The organism is Methanoculleus oceani (assembly GCF_023702065.1).
Taxonomy (GTDB): domain Archaea; phylum Halobacteriota; class Methanomicrobia; order Methanomicrobiales; family Methanoculleaceae; genus Methanoculleus; species Methanoculleus oceani.
In genome coordinates this window covers 653,194-673,223 of record NZ_QFDM01000001.1, presented here as the reverse complement: position 1 = coordinate 673,223, position 20,030 = coordinate 653,194, and the positions used below count along the sequence as shown (strand labels likewise).

Below are 20,030 nucleotides of genomic sequence, written 5' to 3'. Positions count from 1 at the left end.
GGAGGGGTTCGGGCATAGCCGGCATTTCACCGGATTCTATCCAGAGCAAAATATATATCGATGGTTATGCAATTCAGCCCATCGATGACCCAACTTCGCTACCTCAATACCACCTGTGCTGTCTGCGGCGAGTCCTGCCGGTTCACCATACCCGAGGCCGCGGGCAGCGTCGGGTCGCGGGACCTCGATACCCGTCCCGCCGAACCCCTGCGGTCCACCATCTACGCATGGGTGAAACGGTGCCCGTCCTGCGGCTACTGCGCCCCCGATCCGGGCAAGGCCCCGGACGGGGCGGCCGACGTGGTGAAACTCCCGCGCTACCGCTGGCAGCTTGACGCCCGCAAGTTCCCGAAGATTGCAAACACCTTCCTCTGCTGGTCGATCATCCAGGAAGACCTCGGCGTCCCGGCTCAGGCGGCGTGGGCGTCCCTCCATGCTGCGTGGATCTGCGACGACGAGGGAGAGGACGTGCCCGCCCGGATCTGCCGGAAACGTGCCGCAGACCTCCTGCGGCGGGCGTGGGAGAAGGGCGAACGCCTGGCACCCCAGCCGGGGACGGACGAGGCGCTCCTCGCGGACCTGCTCCGCAGGGCGGGCAGGCTCCGGGAGGCTCGCGCCGTGGTGAAAGAGACACTGGAGCGGCACCCACAGCCCATCATCGCCGACATCATGCGGCTCCAGGCCCGGCTGATCGCCGCGTCGGACCGGGGCGCCCACACCGTCGCCGAGGCCCGACGGTTCAGGCAGCCTGCCCCGGTCTGACAGGGTGACCCGTAGAGCCCCACTCTTTGTATACTGTTGTGCCGATACAGTATCATGGATATCACGATCCTCTCCCCCGGCATCTACACGTATGGCGCCATGCTGATCGGCGGCGTCCTTCGCGACGCGGGCCACCAGGTGACCCTCACCCGGACGCCCGCAGCTCCGGGCGGCTCGCTCCTGCTCGCGAGCCTCTTCTCGACCCAGCACCTCCTCGAACCCGCGATCCGGGACCTGGTCCGGACCCATCGCGAGCAGGGCGGGAGGGTCTATGTCGGGGGGCCGGTCTCGGCCGCGCCGGAGATGGTGCTCGGGGAGCTCGCCCCAGACGCGGTGGTCGTCGGTGAGGGCGAGGAGACGGTTGTCCGCCTCGTCGAGGAGGGCGTATCGGACACCCTCCCGGGGATCGCCTACCTTGACGGCGGCCGGCCGGTCGTGACGCCCCCCGCCCCGCCGGCGCCGATCGACCGGCCGCTCCCTCTGATCCCGGACGAGATCGGGAGCCAGAACATCCGGGGCGCGAGCGCCTACATCGAGACCCACCGGGGGTGCATCGGGGGATGCACCTTCTGCCAGGTGCCCCGGTTCTTCGGGAGGACGGTCCGGAGCCGGCCGCTTGAGCGCATCATCGAGGAGGTGAAGGCTTTTGCGGCACACGGGGCCACAAGGCTCTCGGTCTCCGGGGGGACCGGGTCGCTCTACGGATCCGGCGACGGGGAGATGAACCCGGAAGCCTTCATCGGCCTCCTCCGCGGGATGGCTGAGGTGATGGGGCAAAAGAACGTCTCTTCCCCGGACATCCGGGTGGACTGCATCACCGACGAGATCCTGGACGCCATCAGGCAGTACACCATCGGATGGGTCTTCTTCGGGATCGAGTCGGGGAGCGACCGGGTGCTCCGGCTGATGGGGAAGGGCGCGACCGTCCGGCAGGTCGAGAAGGCGGTGGAGTGGTGCCGGGAACACGATCTTCGCGTTGCGGGAAGCTTCATCGTCGGCTACCCGGGAGAGACGGAACGCGACTACGAGGCGACGAAGGACCTGATCGCCGCGCTCTCGCTCGACGACGTCTTCGTGAGCAGCGCCGAGCCCATCCCGGCAACACCGCTCGCCGACCTCGCGGCCAGGACGCCCCGCGATAAGAACCCGGCGTTCGTGCCGCACACCGGGGAGTACCGGCCGCTCGATCTCACCGAGAGCGAGGCCCGGTGCTTCGACCTGATGATGCATGCCGATATGTTCCGCCCGCAACTGCGGCTCGTGACCGATGAGGTCTACAACGTTTACCTTGCCGAGGCAAGGAAGCAGGGCCGGGATATCAGGGCGGCGACCGAACTCATCCTCCGGTACGCCCGGGCGTAAATTCGGGCCGGCAGCCTTTCTCCTCTCTACGCTCTCGTCCCGGATATCGGCCGGTTCGGCCGAACGGGAAACGCTTAAGTATCCTCGATCCTCTACTCCCCTGCCTTGAAGGGGGTTACCCCTTCGCAGGTAAACGAGTTGGAGGGAGATACGATGGCTGAGAGACAGGCAGGGTCGGTACTGGAGACCCGACCAAGACGGGAAGAGACGGTGGACCTGATGCGCGCACAGGACATCAGGGACATCAAGGTACGGAACCCGGAAGGAGAGAACATCGGCGACATCAGCGATGTCGCCATTGACCGCGATAGCGGCTGCGTCGCATATGCCGTACTCTCCTACGGGGGGATACTCGGGTTCGGCGAGAAGCACTTCGCTATTCCCTGGGAAGCGGTTCGCACCCGCCCGGGGGAGAGGGGCGCCGTCGTGGATGCGGATAAGCGGACACTGGATACCACGCACGGGTTTGCCAGGGACAGGATGCCTCGCGAGGGGGACTGGAGCCTGATCAGGACACCGCCCCCGGCGCGTGCGGCAGCGGAGCCCGCGCCCCCGGTGACGGAGAGGGAAGTCCCGCCGCCACGGGAGGTGGGTACGGCGGCAGCAGCAACAGGCGCAGCGGTTACAGGCGCAGCAGCCGCAGGCGTAGCGGCAACTGCGGAGCGCACGCCCCGGGTGACGGAGAGGGAAGTCCCGCCGCCACGGGAGGTAGGTACGGCGGCAGCAGCAACAGGCGCAGCGGCAACGGCGGAGCCCACGCCCCCCGGCAGGGAGAGAACCGTTCCGACGCCGCCGGGCGTCCAGACGGTCGCGGGCGGCTGGGGCGGACAGCCGACGGGCCAGCGTGTCGAGGAGCGGCCGGTAACGACAGAGGCACCTCCTATCCGGGAGCCCGGCGTCAAGGAAGTCCAGAGGGAGCGCACGGGTGGGATGGAGACACGGCCCCGGGAGACTGTTGTCGAGGAGGTCCGAAGAGAACAACCGGTTGAGACGGTGACGCAACCCCCCGAGACCGTCGTCGAGGAGGTCAGGAGAGAGCCGCCGGCCGCGATGGAGAGCCGGCCGGTGACGGAAGCCGAACGGCCCACGACGACGCCGGGACCGGCTCCCGGGCACCTCTCGGCCGCCGGCCTGCAGACCTACCTCAAGGGCATGGACTATCCGGCCGGCAGGCAGGACCTGATCAACCACGCCAGAAAGAACGATGCACCGGGGAACGTGATCACGGTGCTCGAGGGGTTCAGCGACCGGAACTATCAGTCCGCCGCAGATGTGAGCGTGGAATTCGGCAGCGAGATTCGCGGCGGACGGGCGGCACGGGCGGAGACCATGGTCGAGGAGGTCCACGAGGAGCCTCCCGTTGCCCGGAGGACGGGAGCGCCGTCGCTCGCCCACCTCTCTGCTGCCGACCTGCAGGTCTACCTCAAGGGCATGGATTACCCGGCGGGCAGGCAGGACCTCATAGCCCACGCCCGAAAGAACGATGCCCCGGGGAACGTGATCACGGCGCTTGAAGGCTTCAGTGACCGGACTTACCGGTCCGCTGCCGACGTGAGCACGGAGTTCGGCAGAGAAACCCGTGGGGAGCAAGCGGTCAGCATGGAAACCCGGCGGGAGAGCGTCGTCGAGGAGGTTCACGAGGAGCCTCCCGTTGCCCGGAGGACGGGACCATCGCTCGCCCACCTCTCGGCCGCCGACCTGCAGGTCTACCTCAAAGGCATGGACTACCCGGCGGGCAGGCAGGATCTCATAACCCACGCCCGGAAGAACGATGCGCCGGAGGTCGTGATTGTGGCACTCGAGCGGTTCGGTGACAGGACCTACCGGTCGGCCGCAGACGTGAGCACGGAATTCGGCAACGTCAAGTGAGAGGATAGATTCCACCGCTACGGGTGGCAGCCGGGAAACACCCCTCCCGCCCTCCCCCGTATGTATTTTATGCGGTGGAAAATCCCCTGCCGACGCCCCGGCACCGGAGCCGGGGAACCCTTAAATAGTCGCAACACGCATCGCCCGCTCTGCGCGAAGGTGAAGACTGCCTTCGAAAGCATACAAGGGATATGGTGGTTGCAATGGCTGAAACGATTCTTGAGCAGCAGGTGCGGAGGACGGAGGGGCAGGAGTTCTTCTCATCTGAAGATGTCGTGGGGAAGCGGGTGAAGAACCCGGAGGGTTATGACCTCGGTGAGATCTCAAGCCTGCGAGTAGGTCTCCCCACGGGAAGAGTGGCGTACGCGGTGCTCAGGACCGGAGGAATGTTCGGTCTCGGAGCGAAGCTCTTCGCGATCCCCATCGAGGCCATGGTCTACCGGCCGGGGGACGACGTCTTCGTGGCGAACATCAGCAAGTATCGGCTCGACAGCGAGCCCGGATTCTCTGAAGGCGATTGGCCGCGAGAAGCAAACTGGAGCCTGATCGAGTCGAGACGGCCCATGGGGCCCCCGAGCCAGGAGGAGGCCCGGGCCGTGACGCGGACGGAAGCCCCACCCCGCGAGGTCGTCACGACAGAACGCGTGGAGGTGCGGGAGCGGGCACACCGGGAGGAGATGCCGATACGAGCTGAAGAGGTGGAAGAAGGCGAGGCCCGGATGGCGGTGCCCGTAACAGGGGCTCCGCCCCGCGAGACCGTCGTCGAGGAGGTGGAAACCCGGCCGGTGACGGAGGCTCATGCTCCGACGCTTGAGCCCACGATGAAGGCCGAGGACGTGGAAGAGGGCAGGGTCAAGACGGCGGTTCCGGTGACGGAGACCGCTGCCCCCGGAACCGTCGTTGAGGAGGTCAGGAGAGAGCCGCCGGCCGCGATGGAGACCCGGCCGGTGATGGAAGCCGAACGCCCCACGACGACGACGGGACCGTCTCTTGCGCACCTCTCGGCTGCCGACCTGCAGGTCTACCTCAAGGGCATGGACTATCCGGCCGGCAAACAGGACCTGATCAGCCACGCACGGGAGCGCAGCGCTCCGGAGGACGTGATTGCGGCACTTGAGATGTTCGGCGACCGGACCTACCGATCGGCCACAGACGTAAGCACGGAGTTCGGGAAGGTCAGGTAGCCCTACCATTTTTCAAAAACCGGATCGGCAGTTACGGGAAAAGTTTCGTCTGGATGGCGTCCCGGCCGTCGAACGTGAGATGGCGCCCGGCGGTCTGCCCCCGGATACCGGCACGCGCAAGGTCGGCCGGGCAGGTGAACGGCTGCACTCTCCGCAGCGCAAGAATCCGGTCCGCGGCCTTCGGCCCGATCCCGGGAATGCGGAGGAGGTCGCGGCGCGGGGCGAGGTTGACGTTCACCGGCATTCTGCTGTCCGCAAGAACAACTTTCGGGTCGCGGTTTGCGAAGAACCCCTCCTCGTCGAGAGCAGCCCGGAGCTCGTCGGCCGTGATGCCGTAGTCCCGGAGCAGGAAGTCGGCCTGGTACAACCGCCGTGCCCGCCATGCCGGCGTATCGGGGTGCGTTGCGAGGGGAGTCCGGGGGAGGGAGCGGAACGCCGAGAAGTAGACTCGGGAGGGCCGGACACGCCGGTACTGGTCGGCGAGGCAGGAGAGGATCTCCGCATCGGTCTCGTCCGCAGCCCCGATGACGAGCTGCGTGGTGTGGCCGCCGGGCTTCTCCTCCGCCACCCAGGCTTGGCGCTTCAGGATATCCTGCCGGTAGTCCTTCACCCCGGCGATGCCCCCGAGGCGGTCGGGCGACGTCGTCTCCAGGTTGATGCTGATCCGGTCGGCCACGCGGGCGGCGTCGTGGATATCCGCCCGGGTTGCGCCGGGAAGGATCTTCAGGTGGAGATACCCGCCGTAACCCCGGCGGCGCAGGATCTCCCCCGTCTCCACGAGATCGTGCATCACGCAGTCGACGTCCCGGGGGATGCCGGAGCTCAAAAAAAGCCCTTCGACGAGCCCGTCCTGCCAGAGGCGGAGGAAAGTGTCGGCGAACTCTCCCGGGGAGTAACTCACCGGCTCCCGCTGGGTACGGACGGGGCAATAGGCGCAGTCGTAAGCGCAGGTGCCGTTGAGAAGCATCTTGAGCATCCGCCCGCACCCGCCCGTCCGGCGGTTGTAGGAGATATAGGGAGCGACTGTCCGCAGGACAGGAGCTTGAGAAACCCGAAGGATTTCCTGGGAATCCCGGAGATTTTCGAGCGGAACAGGCAGAATTTCCGGCGTTCGAGATGCCTTTGGGGTCTCGACTGCGACCGGGAGGAGTTGAAGGCACTCGCCCGGGCTGCAGATGTCGAACCGCCCGGCCGCGGTGAGATAGGTAAGTTTCTGCTCCGCAACAGACATACAGGAAGCATCGGCCCGCGAATAAAAGAGCCTGCTCCGCGGAGGGTGAAAGTATTCGAGGAGGAGCGGGTCGCCGGACGGAGGAGGGGCGGCCCCCTCTCTCCGGGGAAAGGAATATGGTATACGCCGGACCCTATCATCGCGAGGAGAGACGAAGATGGAGAGTCGGCCCGAATACGATGTGGTCGTCGTCGGCGGCGGGCCCGCCGGGAGCACCGCCGCCTACCTGCTGGCGGGGTTCGGATACCGGGTGGCGCTCCTTGAGAAGCGGACGTACCCCCGGGATAAGGTCTGCGGGGGCTGCCTCAGCCAGAAGTCCGTCCGGTTCCTCGACCGGGTCTTTTCCCTCCCGGTCGGTGCCCTCCGGCGGGAGGGGCTGCTCGACTTCGCCGGGACGGGATATGCGCTCTATATCGGGAGCAGCCGCATCCTCGCCGAAGACCTTACAGAGCCGGTCTACTTCACCCGCCGGGAGCGCTACGACGCCTGCCTGGCCCGGATGGCGGCACAGGCCGGGGCCGAGGTCTGCGAGGGCATGGAGGTGGTCGCAATCGACCATGCCCGCCGCACCGTCACGACATCGGGCGGGGACCGGTATGCCGCCCGGGTCCTCATCGGCGCCGACGGGATCCATAGCCGGGTCCGGCGCTTCCTCCCGGAGGGCGTCGTCGACACCGAGCGGTGGCACGAAAACCTCGGGTGGGCGCTGGAGCTCGCAGTCCCCCGCAAGGAGGCGGAGGCACTCGCGAACGGGAACGGGCCTATCCGCCTGGACGACAATCTTGTGACGCCCCATATCGTCTTTGCGGCCTGCCGGAGGGGATACGGGTGGGTCTTCCCGAACAGGGAGGCGATCGTCGTCGGTATCGGCGGTCAGTTGCAGGCGAACCGAAAAGGCCTCCATGACCGGTACGAAGAGTTCCTGAAGACCATCGGATTTTCCGCGTTCGCGGACCGGAAGCCGGCGGGATACCTCCTGCCGCTGGGGAACTATCTTCCTACCCCGGCCCATGAGGGGACGGTCCTCGTTGGCGATGCGGCCGGGTTTGCAAGCCCCATCCTCGGCGAAGGAATCTTCTACGCCCACAGGACCGCGGAACTCGCCGCCCACGCCGTCGACCGTCACCTTACCTCCGGCGCGCCGCTCGTCGGGACCTATACCACTCTCCTCAACTGTCGTCTCATTCCCGAACTGCGGGCGGAAACGGCGTTGCGGGACTTTCTCTACGGCTGCCTGGACGCCCGGATGCAGGTGCCGCTCGCGGCGTTCATGAAGGCGACGAGCGGCCGGGTTGTCGATGCGGTGCAGGGCTCCCGGTCGTTTAGGGGGTTCTGGCGGGACGACGACCTTCACTCCGCTGTGTGGTGAAAACGACGCTCCGAAGTGCGACGTTCCCGCAGGAACGGAGCACGAGCACCGAAGGTGCGAAGGAGCGGAGTTCGAGAAAACGCTTCGCGTTTTCGAGTAACGGCGTTCCAACGGCACGGAGTTCGAGTCCAAGGATACTTCTATCCGTCCGTACGTCCGAGGGAGCCCCATCATGAACACCCCACGTTACCCCTCCCTCTACGAGATCAACGCACGCGTCCTGCTCCGGCACCTCCCCCGTGAGGCGGGTCGCCGCGTCACGCTCGACGATATCCCCGACACCCGGCTCGCGGGGCTGGCCGGGTGCGGGTTCTCCTGGGTCTATCTCATGGGGGTCTGGATGACCGGGGAGGCCGGGCGCCGGGTCTCGCGCTCGAACGAGGAGTGGCTCCAGGGTTACCGGAGCCTGCTCCCCGACCTCCGGGAGGAGGACGTCTGCGGTTCCGGGTTTGCCGTCGCCGGCTACTCCCTCCACCCCGGCCTCGGCGAGCCGGAGACGCTCGCCCGGTTCCGCGACCGCCTGCACCGGCATGGACTCCTGCTGATGCTCGACTTCGTCCCGAACCACACCGCCCCCGACCACCCCTGGGTGCAGGACCACCCGGATTACTACGTCCGCGGCACCGAGGAGGAACTCGCCCGCCGGCCGCAGGACTTCGTCCGGATGGACCTCCCCGGTGGTTCGGCCGTCCTCGCCCACGGTCGGGACCCCTACTTCAGCGGCTGGCCCGACACCCTGCAGCTCGACTACGGCAACCCGGACCTGCAGGAGGCGATGACCGCCGAACTGCAAAGGATCGCGGGATGGTGCGACGGTGTCCGGTGCGATATGGCGATGCTCGTCCTCCCGGAGGTCTTCCGGCAGACCTGGGGGAGAGAGATGGAACCGTTCTGGCCGGGAGCGATCGCCGGGGTCAGGAAGGAGCACCCCGGCTTCGTCTTCATGGCGGAGGTATACTGGGACCTCGAGTGGACGCTCCAGCAGCAGGGGTTCGACTACACCTACGACAAACGGCTCTATGACAGACTCCGGAGTGGAGAGGGGCGGCCGGTGCGGGAGCACTTCCGGGCGGACCCGGAGTACCAGCGAAGATCCGTCCGGTTCCTCGAGAACCACGACGAAGACCGGGCGGCGGCAGTCTTCCCGCCCGACCGCCACCGTGCCGCCGCCGTCCTCGCTTTCCTCTGCCCCGGCCTCCGGTTCTTCCACCGGGGGCAGTTTGCCGGGCGGCGGAAGTTTGTCCCCGTCCACCTCTGCCGGGAACCGGAGGAGCCGACCGATCAGGCCATAGAAGAGTTCTACCGGGGGCTTTTGGCCTGCCTGCGCCTTCCGGCGTTCCGGGACGGGGAGTGGCGGCTCCTCGACTGCAACCCCGCATGGGAGGGCAACCCCTCCCACGACGGCTACATCGCCTTCGCCTGGGAAGGAGGAGAGGAACGGCTCCTCGTCGCCGTCAACTACGCCCCGGACCGGGGCCAGTGTTACGTCCCGCTCCCGTGGGCCGATCTCGCGGGGAAGACGGTCAGCCTCCGGGACCTCATGGGACCGGCAGAGTACGACCGGGACGGGGGGAGCCTCCTCTCCCCCGGACTCTACCTGGACATCCCCGGATGGGGCTGCCACGTCTTTACGGTCATCGCAGGGGGAGGATGACCCCCCTCAGGCCGACGGCGGGAGATCCTGTATCGGGAACTGGACCTCGGTCAGGAGTTCCTCCTCCGGCACCTCTGCGGGGTCGTTGAGGTAGAGTTCCCGCGAGGGGCCGGCCGATGCAAGGCCGTGCTCGCCCATGTAGGCGAAGAGCCGTTCGTAGGCCTTCCCGACCCCGGGATAGGGGCCCGTGTAGAGCACCGAGGCGAACCGGCCGCCCGGAAGGGTCACGACCTCGGCGGCGGTCCCCTCAAGGTTGACGGACCCGGTGATCGGGATCGCCACCTCGATATCCGCGTCCGTCTCCCGGTACTCCTCGTCGTGGCAGATGAACATGATCGGCCCGGTCATCTTTGCAGCGGGCTGCCGTCCGTCAGCAGGAGAGACATAAGCGCAGAGTTCCCCGATCAGTCCCGGGATCGCCTCCTGGTAAACACCCCGCTCCCGGCGGGAAAGCGCCCGCATGGCAGGGATATCCTTGATAACAGGTTCGGTAATCGACATTCGGAATCCTCCGTTCAGCGGGTCCTGCGTCCGCAGGACCTCTGCAATCGCATGCAGCCGCCCGATCTCCTGCTCGGCCGCAGCGAGACGCCGTGCAAAGTGATCCCGGATCATGCCGGCATCGCCGCGTTCCCGCGCAGAGAGGATGGTCTCAACCTCGGAGAGGTCGAACCCGAGCCAGAGCAGGTGCCGGATATGGATGCCCCGCTCAATCTGGGCGTAGGTGTAGTAGCGGTATCCCGTGCAGATGTCTCTTGCCGCGGGGACGAGAAGCCCCCGCTCATCGTAGAGACGGAGCGCCTTCTGCGAGAGCCGGGTGATCCGCGAGAAGGTGCCGATGGGAATCTGATCGACTGGCATGGATTACATTCACCTGTTGGCGTCGCCGGGTAATAGACGGTCGGAGTCTCCCCCGGGGGAGAGTTCCCGCCCGGCGCAACAGTTCCCGGTTGGACGGCCCCCGGCGTCAACCTTGCGGAACAGTCCCGGGCTGGCCGGGCCCGGAGGAAGAGGCCGGGACCCTCACCACTTCTGGATGAGGGAGAGGAGCATCTTTCTGACCTGGGTGGTCAGTTCGCAGCCGGGATTGATCTCAAGCGCCTTGTCGGCACACGCGAGCGCGTGGCGGTACATCCCGAGATGATAGAGGACGCTGCACTTCATGCTCCACCCGGCGGCATACTTCGGGTCGATCGCGAGCACCCGGTCGAAACATTCGAGTGCCTTTCGGTACTCCCCGAGCGCATACAGGGCGCCGCCCTTCAGGCTCCAGACCCGGACGCTCCCGGGATCGTCGGCGATGGCCCGGTCGTAACAGGTGACGGCTTCCTCGTGCCGGTGCCGGAGGAAGTGGGCGTAGCCGAGATCGGTCCAGGCCGCCACGAAATGAGGATCGATCGAGAGCACCCGCTCGTAGCAGGCTACTGCGTCGTCCAGCCGGTGCATCGCGACGAAGATGCCGCTCCTGTTGTACCAGGCGACCGCGGAGTCAGGGTTGAGTTCCAGGGCACGGTCGTAGCAGGCGAGCGCCTCCTCGAACCGGTTGCGGCGCCGGTGCAGCATTCCCCGGGAGACCCATGCCGGAGCAAACCCCGGGTCGATCGAGAGCGCCCTCTCCCAGCAGACCAGCGCATCCTGGTCCCTGCCGATGAGATCGAGGAAGACCCCCTTGTTGTTCCACATCTTGACGTTGGTCGGATCCTCTTCGAGCACCCGGTCAAAACAGCCGATCGCCTCGCCGAATCGTCCCTGCTGGGCGAGGGAGACCGCCTGCCTGCTCACCGTGGTATCTGTGCCGGGGCCTTCCCGCCCTTCGGGATCACCCCTTCCGAAGAGCTTTCCTGTAATACTCATTTGCGGACATTCCCCCCATGGTCACGCTACTGGTAGCGGGCATACAATATAACCGTTCCCCCGTCCCTGACGAGGGCCGGGCGAAAGAAGCGGTCTTCAGGAGCGTCCCGTCTCTCCACTCATCGGGGATCGCGTCGACCGGGCGGCACGGCGCCGTACCGCCGGAAGCACCCGCGCAACCCGTCCAGCTCCTCCTTCCCGGCGGAGCTCGGTATGCACCCGGGCGTGGCAGATGCCGCAGAGAGTAAGCAGGTTCGCCGGGTCGTCGTTCGTGGGATCGCAGTCGAGATGATGGATATGGAGGTCTTCGTCTCCCCCGCAGATGGTGCACCGCTGCCCGTCACGTTCCAGGATTGTGTTCCGTATCGCTTTCCATCCCGGCAGGGCATACTTTTCCCGCGCCCGGATGGGGATTGAAAAACGCTCACAGTAGACGACGCCTGCGGTCCTCACGGCAAACGGGCACTGGAAACAGAGCCGGCGAAAACCGTTCCGGTCGGGGCGATCATTGCAGAGGGGATTCTGTAAACGGTCGAACGCGTCCAGGCGCAGCTGGAGGTAGGTGCTCACGATCAAGAGTGATGGGTTGCGGGACAGGATAAGGGCTGGGGAGCCCTCACCCCCGGATCACGGCAACGCCGGAGTGGGTGTTCCGGGCTGAACGGACGTTCTGCTCCGGTGCAGAACCTCGCCGGCCGTGTTCCGGATCTCGATCTCGATCGCTGCACCGTCAGAGGGACCCTCACGTGGGACGACGATCTCGATGGGATTGCCGCGGGAGATATTCTCGTAGATCACGTTCTCCCGGGTCTCGATCGTCGTTCCCCAGGAGACGTCCTGCTCGATCGTAAGGGTCACGCTGTAGGTTGCCGCTGCATCGGTCTCGGGGATGAAGCGGAATACCACGCGGTCGTCGTAGCCCGATGTCTCTCCCCGGAAGTCCGGACCCGGCACCCGATCCCCGGGAGACTGCTCTCGCTCGGTGCATCCGGCAGAGAGCAGCACCGCCGCGAGAACCAGACATACAAGCGATGCGCGTATTATGGTCGAAGTCATCGTCATCTCCTCCTATCGGTCCCGCACCCGCCGGGCACCGGCACCGGAGTCCCTGCGGGCGCGTGCCGCGAACGGAGAGATATTTGTTCCGGGATGTTAAAATGAGTTCCGCCGGAGTTTCCGCAGATCCCGAAGGAGACGATGAAACGTCATCCCTTCTTCTCCTCCCGGTAAGGGATCGGGACGTAGGCGACCGACGGGCGGCGGGGCATAGCCTGCGGGAAGAGGTCCATCAACCGATAGATCCCGGCGGGCATACCGGGGGTGACGGGGAGCCCGAGTTCCCGGGCCTGCTCGAGGGTGATCGGGTAGTCGTGAGTCCACGTCCCCTCCGTGAGCAGGCGGGAGAGGCGGTCCGCACGCCCGGCGTCCATCCTCTCCCGGAGGAGATCGGCCACGAACTCCCGCATCTGGTTCTGGGCCTTCGATGCGATGTCGACCAGGATGAAGGTCTCATCCTCGATCTCTTCGGCCGGTTTCAGTCGCGGGACCCGGAGGATCGACGCCGCCGGGTACTCCCCGATCCGGGGGTCGACCGGACCGAGCACGGCGTTCTCGTCCATCGCCACTTCGTCGGCAGCAAGGCAGAGGAGCGTCCCACCCGACATGGCGTAGTGAGGGACAAAGACCGTCACCTTCCCCTTGTGGCGCCGGAGAGCCATCGCAATCTGCTCGGATGAAAGGATCAGGCCTCCGGGGGTGTGGACGATGAAGTCGATCGGCATCCCCGGCTCCGTGAGCCGGATCGCCCTGAGGATCTCCTCGGAGTCGTTGATGTCGATGTAGCGGAAGAGCGGGATGCCCAGGAAGCCGATTCGCTCCTGCCGGTGGATCAGGACGATCACACGGGTTTGGCGCTCCGCTTCCAGGTCCCGGATCGCCCGCAGGCGGCGGGCCCGGGTCATCTGTTGGCGGACGACCGGCACCGCGAAGAGGAGGAGAAGGACGGCGACGAGGAGCACGGTCCAGATATCGGGCATACCGGCACTCTAGTGCGCACCTCACGTAAAGAAGGTTCCCCCGCGGGGATAGTTCAGGAGGAGAGGAACTCGTCGATCGACGACTGCCGGGTGCGGCCGCCCTCGAGCGCCGAGAGCCTGACCCCGAGGAGCCGGACGTCAGTGCCGTTGAGGAACGGCAGAAGCAGGGCGAATGCGACCTGCCGGATCACCCCGGGGTCCGCGGTGAACCGCTCCAGTGTCCGGGACCGTGTATGCGTCTCAAACCCGCGGTACCTGACCTTGACCGTGACGGTCCGGCACCGGAGACCGTCGGCACGAAGTGTCTCCGCGACAACGTCCGCAAGTTCGGCGAGGGTCCCGGAGAGGAGGGACGGATCGGCGGTGTCCGCTTCAAACGTCGTCTCCCGGGAGACGGATTTGCATCCCTCCCTGCCCTGCACCTCCCCGTCGTCGATGCCCCGGGCGAGGCGGTGCACCCGGACGCCGGGTCTCCCCAGCCGGGCGATGATCTCCTGGACGTCGCGGCTTGCAAGGTCTCCGGCGGTCCGGATGCCCATCCGCAGGAGATCCTCCCGGGTCTTCTTCCCGACCCCGGGAATCTTCTCCACCGGCAGGGGGGCGAGGAACCCCGCGACCTCGTCGGGGCGGACGATCGTCAGCCCGTCGGGCTTCTGGTAGTCGGAGGCGATCTTTGCCACGGCCTTGCCCGGGGCGACGCCGACCGAGCAGGTGAGTCCTGTCTCGTCCCGGATCTCCCGCTTGATTGCGGTGGCAAGCATCCCCGCCGCCGGGAAACTCCCGGCATCGCTGACGTCGAGGTAGGCCTCGTCGATGCTCACCTGCTCGATGCGGCCGGCGTGCCGGGAGAGGATCGCCATGATCTCTTCCGAAACTCTGACATAGAACGACCGGTCCACCGGGAGGTAGACGCCGTGCGGGCAGAGGTCGTACGCCCGGGAGATAGGCATGCCGGAGTGTACCCCGTAGCGGCGGGCCTCGTAGGAGCAGGTGCTCACGACCCCCCGGCCCGCCCCTCCCTTCGGGTCGGCGCCCACGATCACCGGCCTCCCGGCAAGGGACGGGTCGCGGCGGACCTCGACGGAAGCGAAGAAACTGTCCATATCCACGTGCAGGATGATCCGGCCGCCGGTCGTCATCGTATGAACTTCTCCCCGGTACTCTGCGGTAGTGTTGGAGGTCAGGCGATATAGGGGGTTCGGCGGCGGTGCGGGAGGAGGGGATATTGAGAGCGAAACCGGTTTCGGCGAGGGCTGCGGATATCCCCGGCACCGGGCGTGACCAGGACCCGACAGTGCTCGTCCTCCTGTGCTGACGGTCGCAACGTTATCTCATCCTCTGCGCGCCTCCCGGTGACCGGGGCGGGCGATTCAGGGGCAGGAGCGCCGGAAAATGCAATAAATTTGAGGGGAAACGGCAGACTTCGTGATACGAATTTACGGCCAGATAATACGTGGGCGAGTGAGAACCACTCGCTCCACCAACTCCAGCTGATCGGCAGGAATGTTTGCGATCGCGGGATTGTGAGGACGTGCAAATAAAAAGGGGTTATGGAGGGGTTTACCGGGCCGGAATGATGAGCGAACGCTCGCCGGCGGGCATGAACTCGCGGATCGCACCCTTCGCGAACTCGCGGCGGGGCTCGGCGAAGTCGAACTTCAGGCTCGGGTCGGCGAAGCAGACCTTGACGAGCGGGCTGTAGCAGAACGCGTCGCCGCGGCCGTAGTGGGAACCGGCGACGATCGCGGCGTATTCGCCCTGGTGTCCGACGTTCATCGCGTAGTTCGGGTAGTTCGGGCCACGGAGTTCTCCCATCAGACCGCGGTCGGACTCCATGGAGAGCGAGTTCGCGGAACCGCACTGGTCCTGCAGGTCGTAGCCGAAGAAGCCGAGACGCGACCATCCGTCCTTGTGCAGGAGCATGGAGAGGTACCAGGCGTTTAAGCCGGCGTTCGAGTTGCCGGTCGTGATGGAGGTCGTCAGACCGGATGCGGCGGCGATGACGCCGGCACGCTGGGACCCGCCGAAGTGGTCCTCCATCATGGTCGGGAACTGCTCGTACTGCTCCATGGCGTTGAGGGTGACCTCGCTGGCGAGATCGTTGACGATCTCCTGGGTCGGCTTGATCTTGTCGCTCGGGCTCGGGTTCTTCCAGTCGACCTTGTACTTGTCCTTGGCGTAGTCCATACCGTAGTAGGTGAACTCGTCGAGGATGTTGTCGGTGTAGGCCGCGGTCGCGTACTGGGTGAATCCGACACCGCCGGACATGTAGGAGCCGAGCCAGATCTGGTCGTAGAGCATGGTTCCGGCGCCGACGACCTCAAGGGCAGCCTTCGCGGGGTCGTTGGGGTACTTCCGGTTCGCCTGGACGATATCGGCAAAGAGGCCGAACTTGATGCCACCGGGCTCGTTCGGGCCACGGGCACGCCGTGCGGGCAGGTGGGATCCCATCTGGATGACGCCTGCGTGCTTCGCGGCGTAGGAGAGGTCGGCGACAGCCGCTTCACCGGCGCACATGCGGTAGGCGGCGATGAAGGACATGCCGATCTGCATGGCGGACCACCGGGAGGTCGTTCCACCGTCGCAGGTCCTCGAGACCGAGGTCGGGATGTGGATTGCCTGGTACATGCTCTTGCCGACTTCCGCCTTGAGTTCCTCGGCCTGCTTGGCGGGGAAGAGCTTCTCGATGTTCAGCAGGAACTGGGGCTCGATGTCGTCGGCGAGTTCCTGGTCGCCGGTGAAGACCTTGACGTAACAGTCGTCGACGAGGCCGGGGTGGGTCTCGACCATGTGCTCCTGGACGACGGCGCCGCCGGGCATCGCGTGGTTTAAGATGTGGAGGTACTCGTTGATCGTCTCGGGGGTGACTTCCTTGCCGAGACGCTTCTGCAGGGTCTGGTGAGCGAGGTCCATCCCGACGATGACGGTCCTGCGGATGTCGTCCCACATCTGCTGCATCGCAGAGTTGTTGACGAAGTGCAGGTCGTCACCCTCGACGAAGACGCCGGTGCCGGAGACCTCGTAGGTCATCAGCTGGCGCTGGCCCATCGGGATACCGCCCAGGTGGCAGCGCTCGGGGTCATACATGGAGACGCCACGGTCCATCTCGACGGCACGGCTCGCCTTCATGAACTCCATCTTACGGGGAGACTGGCGGACGCCGTTGAACTTGTAGAACTCGGCGGTCTCGGACTCGACGTCCTGTCCCTGGAACTTCTCCTTGAGCGCCTTCAGGAACAGCTTCTGGGATCTCTCAATCTTTGCCATTGTAATCACTCCTCTTTCGGCATGAAGCCGTATTTCGTGCGCAGCGAGTGGATGCGCTTGACATATTCGACGTACTCGGTGTCGTCGCGGTAGGAGGTTCCTACGAGCGAGTGGTAGATCGTCGTGTGGGCCTTGAGCCACTTCTGGTCCATGGGCTTGCCGACGGCAACCGCACGGTCGAGGGGCTCGCCGATCTGGTTCTTGACGTACTTGACGATGCCGTCCTCCCCGAGGATATTCCTCTGGAGCATATCGAACATCATGCCGTCTTCAGCGAGACGGAGCGAGTGGCCGTGCACGGTCGCACCGCGGATGCCGACGAGAGCGGGGTCGAACATCTCGGTCTCGATGAGTTCCTTGGAGTATTTCTCGAGGTCGCGCTCACGGCACTCGACAATCTGGCGACCGGAGAGCGTACCGGGGTCGATCCCACGGAAGCGGTAGCACTCGGTGTAGGTCCGCTGATAGGGCTGCGAAGGGGCGTTGAACATCGAGTCCGCGAACTGGATGTAGCGGACGCGGTCGCCGGCCTGTGCACCCTCGGTGGGCTTGACGAGCTTGCGCATGGGGCAGTCGGGCTCCTGCTGCTCGGCAAGCGGCGGGTGGGCGCTCGGATACGCCGATCCGGGAGCGCGGTGGCCGAGGATCAGCACGATGTCCTCATCCGTTACGGAACGAACCTTCTCAAGCTTCTGGCCTGGGTTCATCTGTTTGCGCCGGTTCTCGGCGACAATCGATGTCCCGGGACCGTACTGGGGCTTGTATGCCATTTTTCATTCACCTCAAAGTGATTGATATCTTATCCATTTCCTGTCTTGAATGAATTTCAGCCATATTTCCGGGTATTTTGCGCTCCGGCCGTCACTGTTTCGTCCGGATGACCACCGGGCCTTCCCCGTTCCGGGGGTCCGCAAGGCCGATGAGCGCTGTATCGGCACGAGGTCCATACTTCGCGTAGTCCACGAGCGTCGGAGCGGTCTTCATGAACCTGCCCTCCTGGAGCTGGTAGGAGAACCCCACAAAGAAGCCGTCGCAGAGCGACCGGATCTCCTCGATAACGGAAGCATCCTCGACCTCCAGGATCACCTCGCCCAGCTGGATACGCAGTGCAATCTCGGCATCGCCGACGTGGATCACCCTGCGGTCCGAATGCGGGTTCGGGCTTCCCCGTGCCGGCCCGTACGGGACTTTCTTTGGCAGGCCGGGGCCGTGGATCATCATCCGGCGGATGCCGGCGACGCCGGCAAGCATATTGAGCAGGCGTTCGGCGGTCTGGGGTTTGAGCATCCGTATGGGCACAATCCTGACCTGCGGAAACGTGGCGTTCATCATTCGGCTCTCTGCTTGTTCAGGCTCCGTTGGCGATCTGGTTGATCGGCTTGTTGAACACGTCGATCTTACCGTAGGTGTCGGCGAAGATCTTCGAGGTGCTCTCGGGCGAGAACATCTGGGTTCCGGCATCGAGTGCTGCCGCAGCGACCACGCACGGGATGGCCACACCATTTGCGTGACGGGTCACGACGTGGTTGCCGTTGAAGATACCGGGGCCGCCACCACCGTAGATCGAGTGGCTGAAGAACGAGAACCCGACGGCAGTACCCATGACACGACCGTAGTCGGTGCTCGGGAGACCGGTCTCGTGCTCGAGCAGGTCGTTGAAGTAGAGGAGCGTCGCGGAGACCGCCTGGGCGAACCGTCCGGCACCGCAGTTGACGATGGTTGCTGCCATGGTTCCTGCGGCTGCGTAGGCGTTCCAGAGCATGGGGTCCTTCGTGTCGTAGAACTGGAAGTATCCGCCCTTCTTGCCGGGGAAGATGACCTTGTCCTCGATGGCGCGCTCGACCAGGCTCTGGACGACCGTACCGATGGTTCCGGTCTGGCCGTTTGCCTTGACGAGGTCGTAGACCATGTTGTTCGCGTTCAGGCCCTGGTAGGCGTAGGCGAGCAGCATGGCGCGCTCGAACGGCCCGACGGCGGATCCCATCTCGAAGATACCGGCGGTCTCGAGGGTGGATGCGAGTGCTGCACCCTGCAGGGCGTTCCTGCCGGTCATCATGACGGTGTGGTTGACCGGGATGTTCCGGAGAGCGTAGCCGATACCCTCGTTGTTCTGGGGGATCGTCAGGATCGACGTGACGAGTGCGCCTTCCATGTCCTGGGTGTGCGGGTAACCGCCCCAGCAGGCCGCCTTGACGGTGGACGCGTTGAAGGCGTCGATGTCGAACTGGTCGACGATCGCGAAGGTGGTCGCGGCTGCGACCGAGGTGATCGCGGCATCGTAGGTGGACGCGTTGACCAGGCGCTTCGTCGGGACCTTGACAAGCTGGAGCTTGCCGCCGTTGAACTCCATGATCTCGGTGTCGTCACCCTCCTCGACCTGGATCATCTCCTTGATCTTGGCGACGATGGCGTCCTTGTTCTCCATGATGGGGAGATCCAGTTCTCTTCCCTTGATCTTGCCCTTTCCAAGCTTGCCAGCCTTGAGCGCATCCTGGATGCCCCCGAGGTTTACGTTGATCGTTCTCTTGGTCAGGTCGATGATCTTACCTGTGGCCGGGTTAACCAGCGGGCTGATTCTGTCGAGGGTGACGCCGCTCTTGAGCAGCTTCCCGTCATCAGAATAGAGATCAATTGTTTCCGTGTATTTAGCCATAGTATTTCATCCTTTTACCCTTGTTCAATGCATTCCGTTCATGCTAGAGGCCGGAGCAAACACCGGCTCCGGATCTCTGAAGGCCACTACTGCACGTCCCAAAAGGGACTATAAGAGTAGAAGGAGAGCTATTAATAAAATTTGCGAATTAACGCGGACTTTTTTACATAAAGTAATATTTATGTCGATTATATTTCCAAACGGATATTTTAAAATCGAGATTGAACGGTTCAAATGGTTGAACGCGATCCTTAAAAAGGATTTCTCCCGGCACCATATTCGAGACGAAGGGGCCCGGAGGGAGGGGGAGAGGAACACATATTAAATAATAAATAAGACAATACTAATAGCAATAGTTAAGATTTTTCTTGCCGAAAGGTGCTCAATTACACCCGACTCTATAGGTTGGATTTTGAGATATATAATCTTACCCGGAGAGGTGAGGATTCCAGGGAACGCTGATAGTCAGACCTTCTTTTCCAGAATCCACACAACAGCGGCCAGAAGTAAATGCGATGTGATTATATGACACTCCTCGCAAGCCATCGCACTCGAACGTATCAGCAGCAGGATCGTACAGCCCCGTCCCGGGTCTGCCGGCATGGACCCCCGCTCCTGCGCATCCAGAGAGATGGGGGTCGGTTTCCTGCCTCTCTCGACCCGCCCCCATGGCTCCCAACCGGGATAAGGAAGGCCCGAAATCCCCGCACACCGGCACGGCAATCACATCGCACACCAGCGCCGCCGGGGCGACCAGCCCGGAACTGCTCAATATCGTGACATTTCTCA

17 protein-coding genes are annotated in these 20,030 nt (G+C 64.6%); 6 read left to right on the top strand and 11 right to left on the bottom strand.

Annotated features, from left to right (window positions below):
• Window positions 1-84: 84 nt before the first annotated feature.
• The 4 genes from DIC75_RS03500 (at window position 85) to DIC75_RS03485 (ending at window position 5,177) form a co-directional block, all read left to right on the top strand.
• Entirely contained in the window at window positions 85-762 is a 678-nt protein-coding gene (locus DIC75_RS03500) for a DUF2225 domain-containing protein (RefSeq protein WP_250986615.1), read from the top strand.
• 54 nt (window positions 763-816) lie between these two features.
• Window positions 817-2,124: a methyl-coenzyme M reductase glutamine C-methyltransferase gene (locus DIC75_RS03495; RefSeq protein ID WP_250986614.1), complete on the top strand. Its 1,308-nt coding sequence runs from the start codon at window positions 817-819 to the stop codon at window positions 2,122-2,124.
• A gap of 153 nt (window positions 2,125-2,277) precedes the next feature.
• On the top strand, window positions 2,278-3,993 hold the full coding sequence (locus tag DIC75_RS03490) for a DUF2795 domain-containing protein (protein ID WP_250986613.1): 1,716 nt from the start codon (window positions 2,278-2,280) through the stop codon (window positions 3,991-3,993).
• Window positions 3,994-4,196: 203 nt separating this feature from the next.
• Complete coding sequence (locus tag DIC75_RS03485; RefSeq protein WP_250986612.1) at window positions 4,197-5,177, top strand: DUF2795 domain-containing protein; 981 nt, start codon at window positions 4,197-4,199, stop codon at window positions 5,175-5,177.
• 31 nt (window positions 5,178-5,208) lie between these two features.
• Here the strand turns inward: DIC75_RS03485 and DIC75_RS03480 are convergent, their stop codons facing one another.
• Window positions 5,209-6,153: a radical SAM protein gene (locus DIC75_RS03480; RefSeq protein WP_250986611.1), complete on the bottom strand. Its 945-nt coding sequence runs from the start codon at window positions 6,151-6,153 to the stop codon at window positions 5,209-5,211.
• 412 nt (window positions 6,154-6,565) lie between these two features.
• Between DIC75_RS03480 and DIC75_RS03475 the strand changes: the two genes are divergently transcribed.
• Together DIC75_RS03475 and DIC75_RS03470 are read left to right on the top strand one after the other, a co-directional pair.
• The gene (locus DIC75_RS03475; RefSeq protein WP_250986610.1) at window positions 6,566-7,777 is read left to right on the top strand and encodes an NAD(P)/FAD-dependent oxidoreductase; all 1,212 of its coding nucleotides are present in this window, start codon (window positions 6,566-6,568) and stop codon (window positions 7,775-7,777) included.
• A gap of 172 nt (window positions 7,778-7,949) precedes the next feature.
• Complete coding sequence (locus DIC75_RS03470) at window positions 7,950-9,431, top strand: alpha-amylase family glycosyl hydrolase (RefSeq protein ID WP_250986609.1); 1,482 nt, start codon at window positions 7,950-7,952, stop codon at window positions 9,429-9,431.
• A 6-nt stretch (window positions 9,432-9,437) separates the two neighbouring features.
• On the opposite strand, the gene DIC75_RS03465 is transcribed toward DIC75_RS03470, so the two are convergent.
• The 10 genes from DIC75_RS03465 to mcrB form a co-directional block, all read right to left on the bottom strand.
• Window positions 9,438-10,292 carry a MerR family transcriptional regulator gene (locus DIC75_RS03465; protein WP_250986608.1) on the bottom strand — a complete coding sequence of 285 codons (855 nt, stop codon included), beginning with the start codon at window positions 10,290-10,292 and terminating at the stop codon, window positions 9,438-9,440.
• Between the two features lie 162 nt (window positions 10,293-10,454).
• Window positions 10,455-11,285, bottom strand: a complete 831-nt coding sequence (locus DIC75_RS03460) for a tetratricopeptide repeat protein (RefSeq protein WP_250986607.1) — start codon at window positions 11,283-11,285, stop codon at window positions 10,455-10,457.
• A 96-nt stretch (window positions 11,286-11,381) separates the two neighbouring features.
• Window positions 11,382-11,855 (bottom strand): HNH endonuclease, encoded by a 474-nt coding sequence (locus tag DIC75_RS03455; protein WP_250986606.1) that lies wholly within the window; start codon window positions 11,853-11,855, stop codon window positions 11,382-11,384.
• Window positions 11,856-11,912: 57 nt separating this feature from the next.
• Window positions 11,913-12,341, bottom strand: a complete 429-nt coding sequence (locus DIC75_RS03450; protein ID WP_250986605.1) for a hypothetical protein — start codon at window positions 12,339-12,341, stop codon at window positions 11,913-11,915.
• A 149-nt stretch (window positions 12,342-12,490) separates the two neighbouring features.
• The gene (locus DIC75_RS03445) at window positions 12,491-13,321 is read right to left on the bottom strand and encodes an SDH family Clp fold serine proteinase (RefSeq protein WP_250986604.1); all 831 of its coding nucleotides are present in this window, start codon (window positions 13,319-13,321) and stop codon (window positions 12,491-12,493) included.
• Between the two features lie 53 nt (window positions 13,322-13,374).
• The gene (gene dinB / locus DIC75_RS03440; protein WP_250986603.1) at window positions 13,375-14,460 is read right to left on the bottom strand and encodes a DNA polymerase IV; all 1,086 of its coding nucleotides are present in this window, start codon (window positions 14,458-14,460) and stop codon (window positions 13,375-13,377) included.
• 421 nt (window positions 14,461-14,881) lie between these two features.
• Window positions 14,882-16,588: a coenzyme-B sulfoethylthiotransferase subunit alpha gene (gene mcrA / locus DIC75_RS03435; RefSeq protein WP_250986602.1), complete on the bottom strand. Its 1,707-nt coding sequence runs from the start codon at window positions 16,586-16,588 to the stop codon at window positions 14,882-14,884.
• Window positions 16,589-16,593: 5 nt separating this feature from the next.
• Window positions 16,594-17,358 carry a coenzyme-B sulfoethylthiotransferase subunit gamma gene (gene mcrG, locus DIC75_RS03430; RefSeq protein ID WP_250986601.1) on the bottom strand — a complete coding sequence of 255 codons (765 nt, stop codon included), beginning with the start codon at window positions 17,356-17,358 and terminating at the stop codon, window positions 16,594-16,596.
• A 91-nt stretch (window positions 17,359-17,449) separates the two neighbouring features.
• On the bottom strand, window positions 17,450-17,917 hold the full coding sequence (gene mcrD / locus DIC75_RS03425) for a methyl-coenzyme M reductase operon protein D (protein WP_352151434.1): 468 nt from the start codon (window positions 17,915-17,917) through the stop codon (window positions 17,450-17,452).
• A gap of 19 nt (window positions 17,918-17,936) precedes the next feature.
• Complete coding sequence (gene mcrB, locus DIC75_RS03420) at window positions 17,937-19,241, bottom strand: coenzyme-B sulfoethylthiotransferase subunit beta (protein ID WP_250986599.1); 1,305 nt, start codon at window positions 19,239-19,241, stop codon at window positions 17,937-17,939.
• Between the last annotated feature and the right edge of the window lie 789 nt (window positions 19,242-20,030).

Bases quoted from the DNA above. Each gene is read 5' to 3' on its own strand.
- DIC75_RS03500 (WP_250986615.1), top strand. From the start codon at position 85: ATGACCCAACTTCGCTACCTCAATACCACCTGTGCTGTCTGCGGCGAG.
- DIC75_RS03495 (WP_250986614.1), top strand. From the start codon at position 817: ATGGATATCACGATCCTCTCCCCCGGCATCTACACGTATGGCGCCATG.
- DIC75_RS03490 (WP_250986613.1), top strand. From the start codon at position 2,278: ATGGCTGAGAGACAGGCAGGGTCGGTACTGGAGACCCGACCAAGACGG.
- DIC75_RS03485 (WP_250986612.1), top strand. From the start codon at position 4,197: ATGGCTGAAACGATTCTTGAGCAGCAGGTGCGGAGGACGGAGGGGCAG.
- DIC75_RS03480 (WP_250986611.1), bottom strand. From the start codon at position 6,153: ATGCTCAAGATGCTTCTCAACGGCACCTGCGCTTACGACTGCGCCTAT.
- DIC75_RS03475 (WP_250986610.1), top strand. From the start codon at position 6,566: ATGGAGAGTCGGCCCGAATACGATGTGGTCGTCGTCGGCGGCGGGCCC.
- DIC75_RS03470 (WP_250986609.1), top strand. From the start codon at position 7,950: ATGAACACCCCACGTTACCCCTCCCTCTACGAGATCAACGCACGCGTC.
- DIC75_RS03465 (WP_250986608.1), bottom strand. From the start codon at position 10,292: ATGCCAGTCGATCAGATTCCCATCGGCACCTTCTCGCGGATCACCCGG.
- DIC75_RS03460 (WP_250986607.1), bottom strand. From the start codon at position 11,285: ATGAGTATTACAGGAAAGCTCTTCGGAAGGGGTGATCCCGAAGGGCGG.
- DIC75_RS03450 (WP_250986605.1), bottom strand. From the start codon at position 12,341: ATGACTTCGACCATAATACGCGCATCGCTTGTATGTCTGGTTCTCGCG.
- DIC75_RS03445 (WP_250986604.1), bottom strand. From the start codon at position 13,321: ATGCCCGATATCTGGACCGTGCTCCTCGTCGCCGTCCTTCTCCTCCTC.
- dinB (WP_250986603.1), bottom strand. From the start codon at position 14,460: ATGACGACCGGCGGCCGGATCATCCTGCACGTGGATATGGACAGTTTC.
- mcrA (WP_250986602.1), bottom strand. From the start codon at position 16,588: ATGGCAAAGATTGAGAGATCCCAGAAGCTGTTCCTGAAGGCGCTCAAG.
- mcrG (WP_250986601.1), bottom strand. From the start codon at position 17,358: ATGGCATACAAGCCCCAGTACGGTCCCGGGACATCGATTGTCGCCGAG.
- mcrD (WP_352151434.1), bottom strand. From the start codon at position 17,917: ATGAACGCCACGTTTCCGCAGGTCAGGATTGTGCCCATACGGATGCTC.
- mcrB (WP_250986599.1), bottom strand. From the start codon at position 19,241: ATGGCTAAATACACGGAAACAATTGATCTCTATTCTGATGACGGGAAG.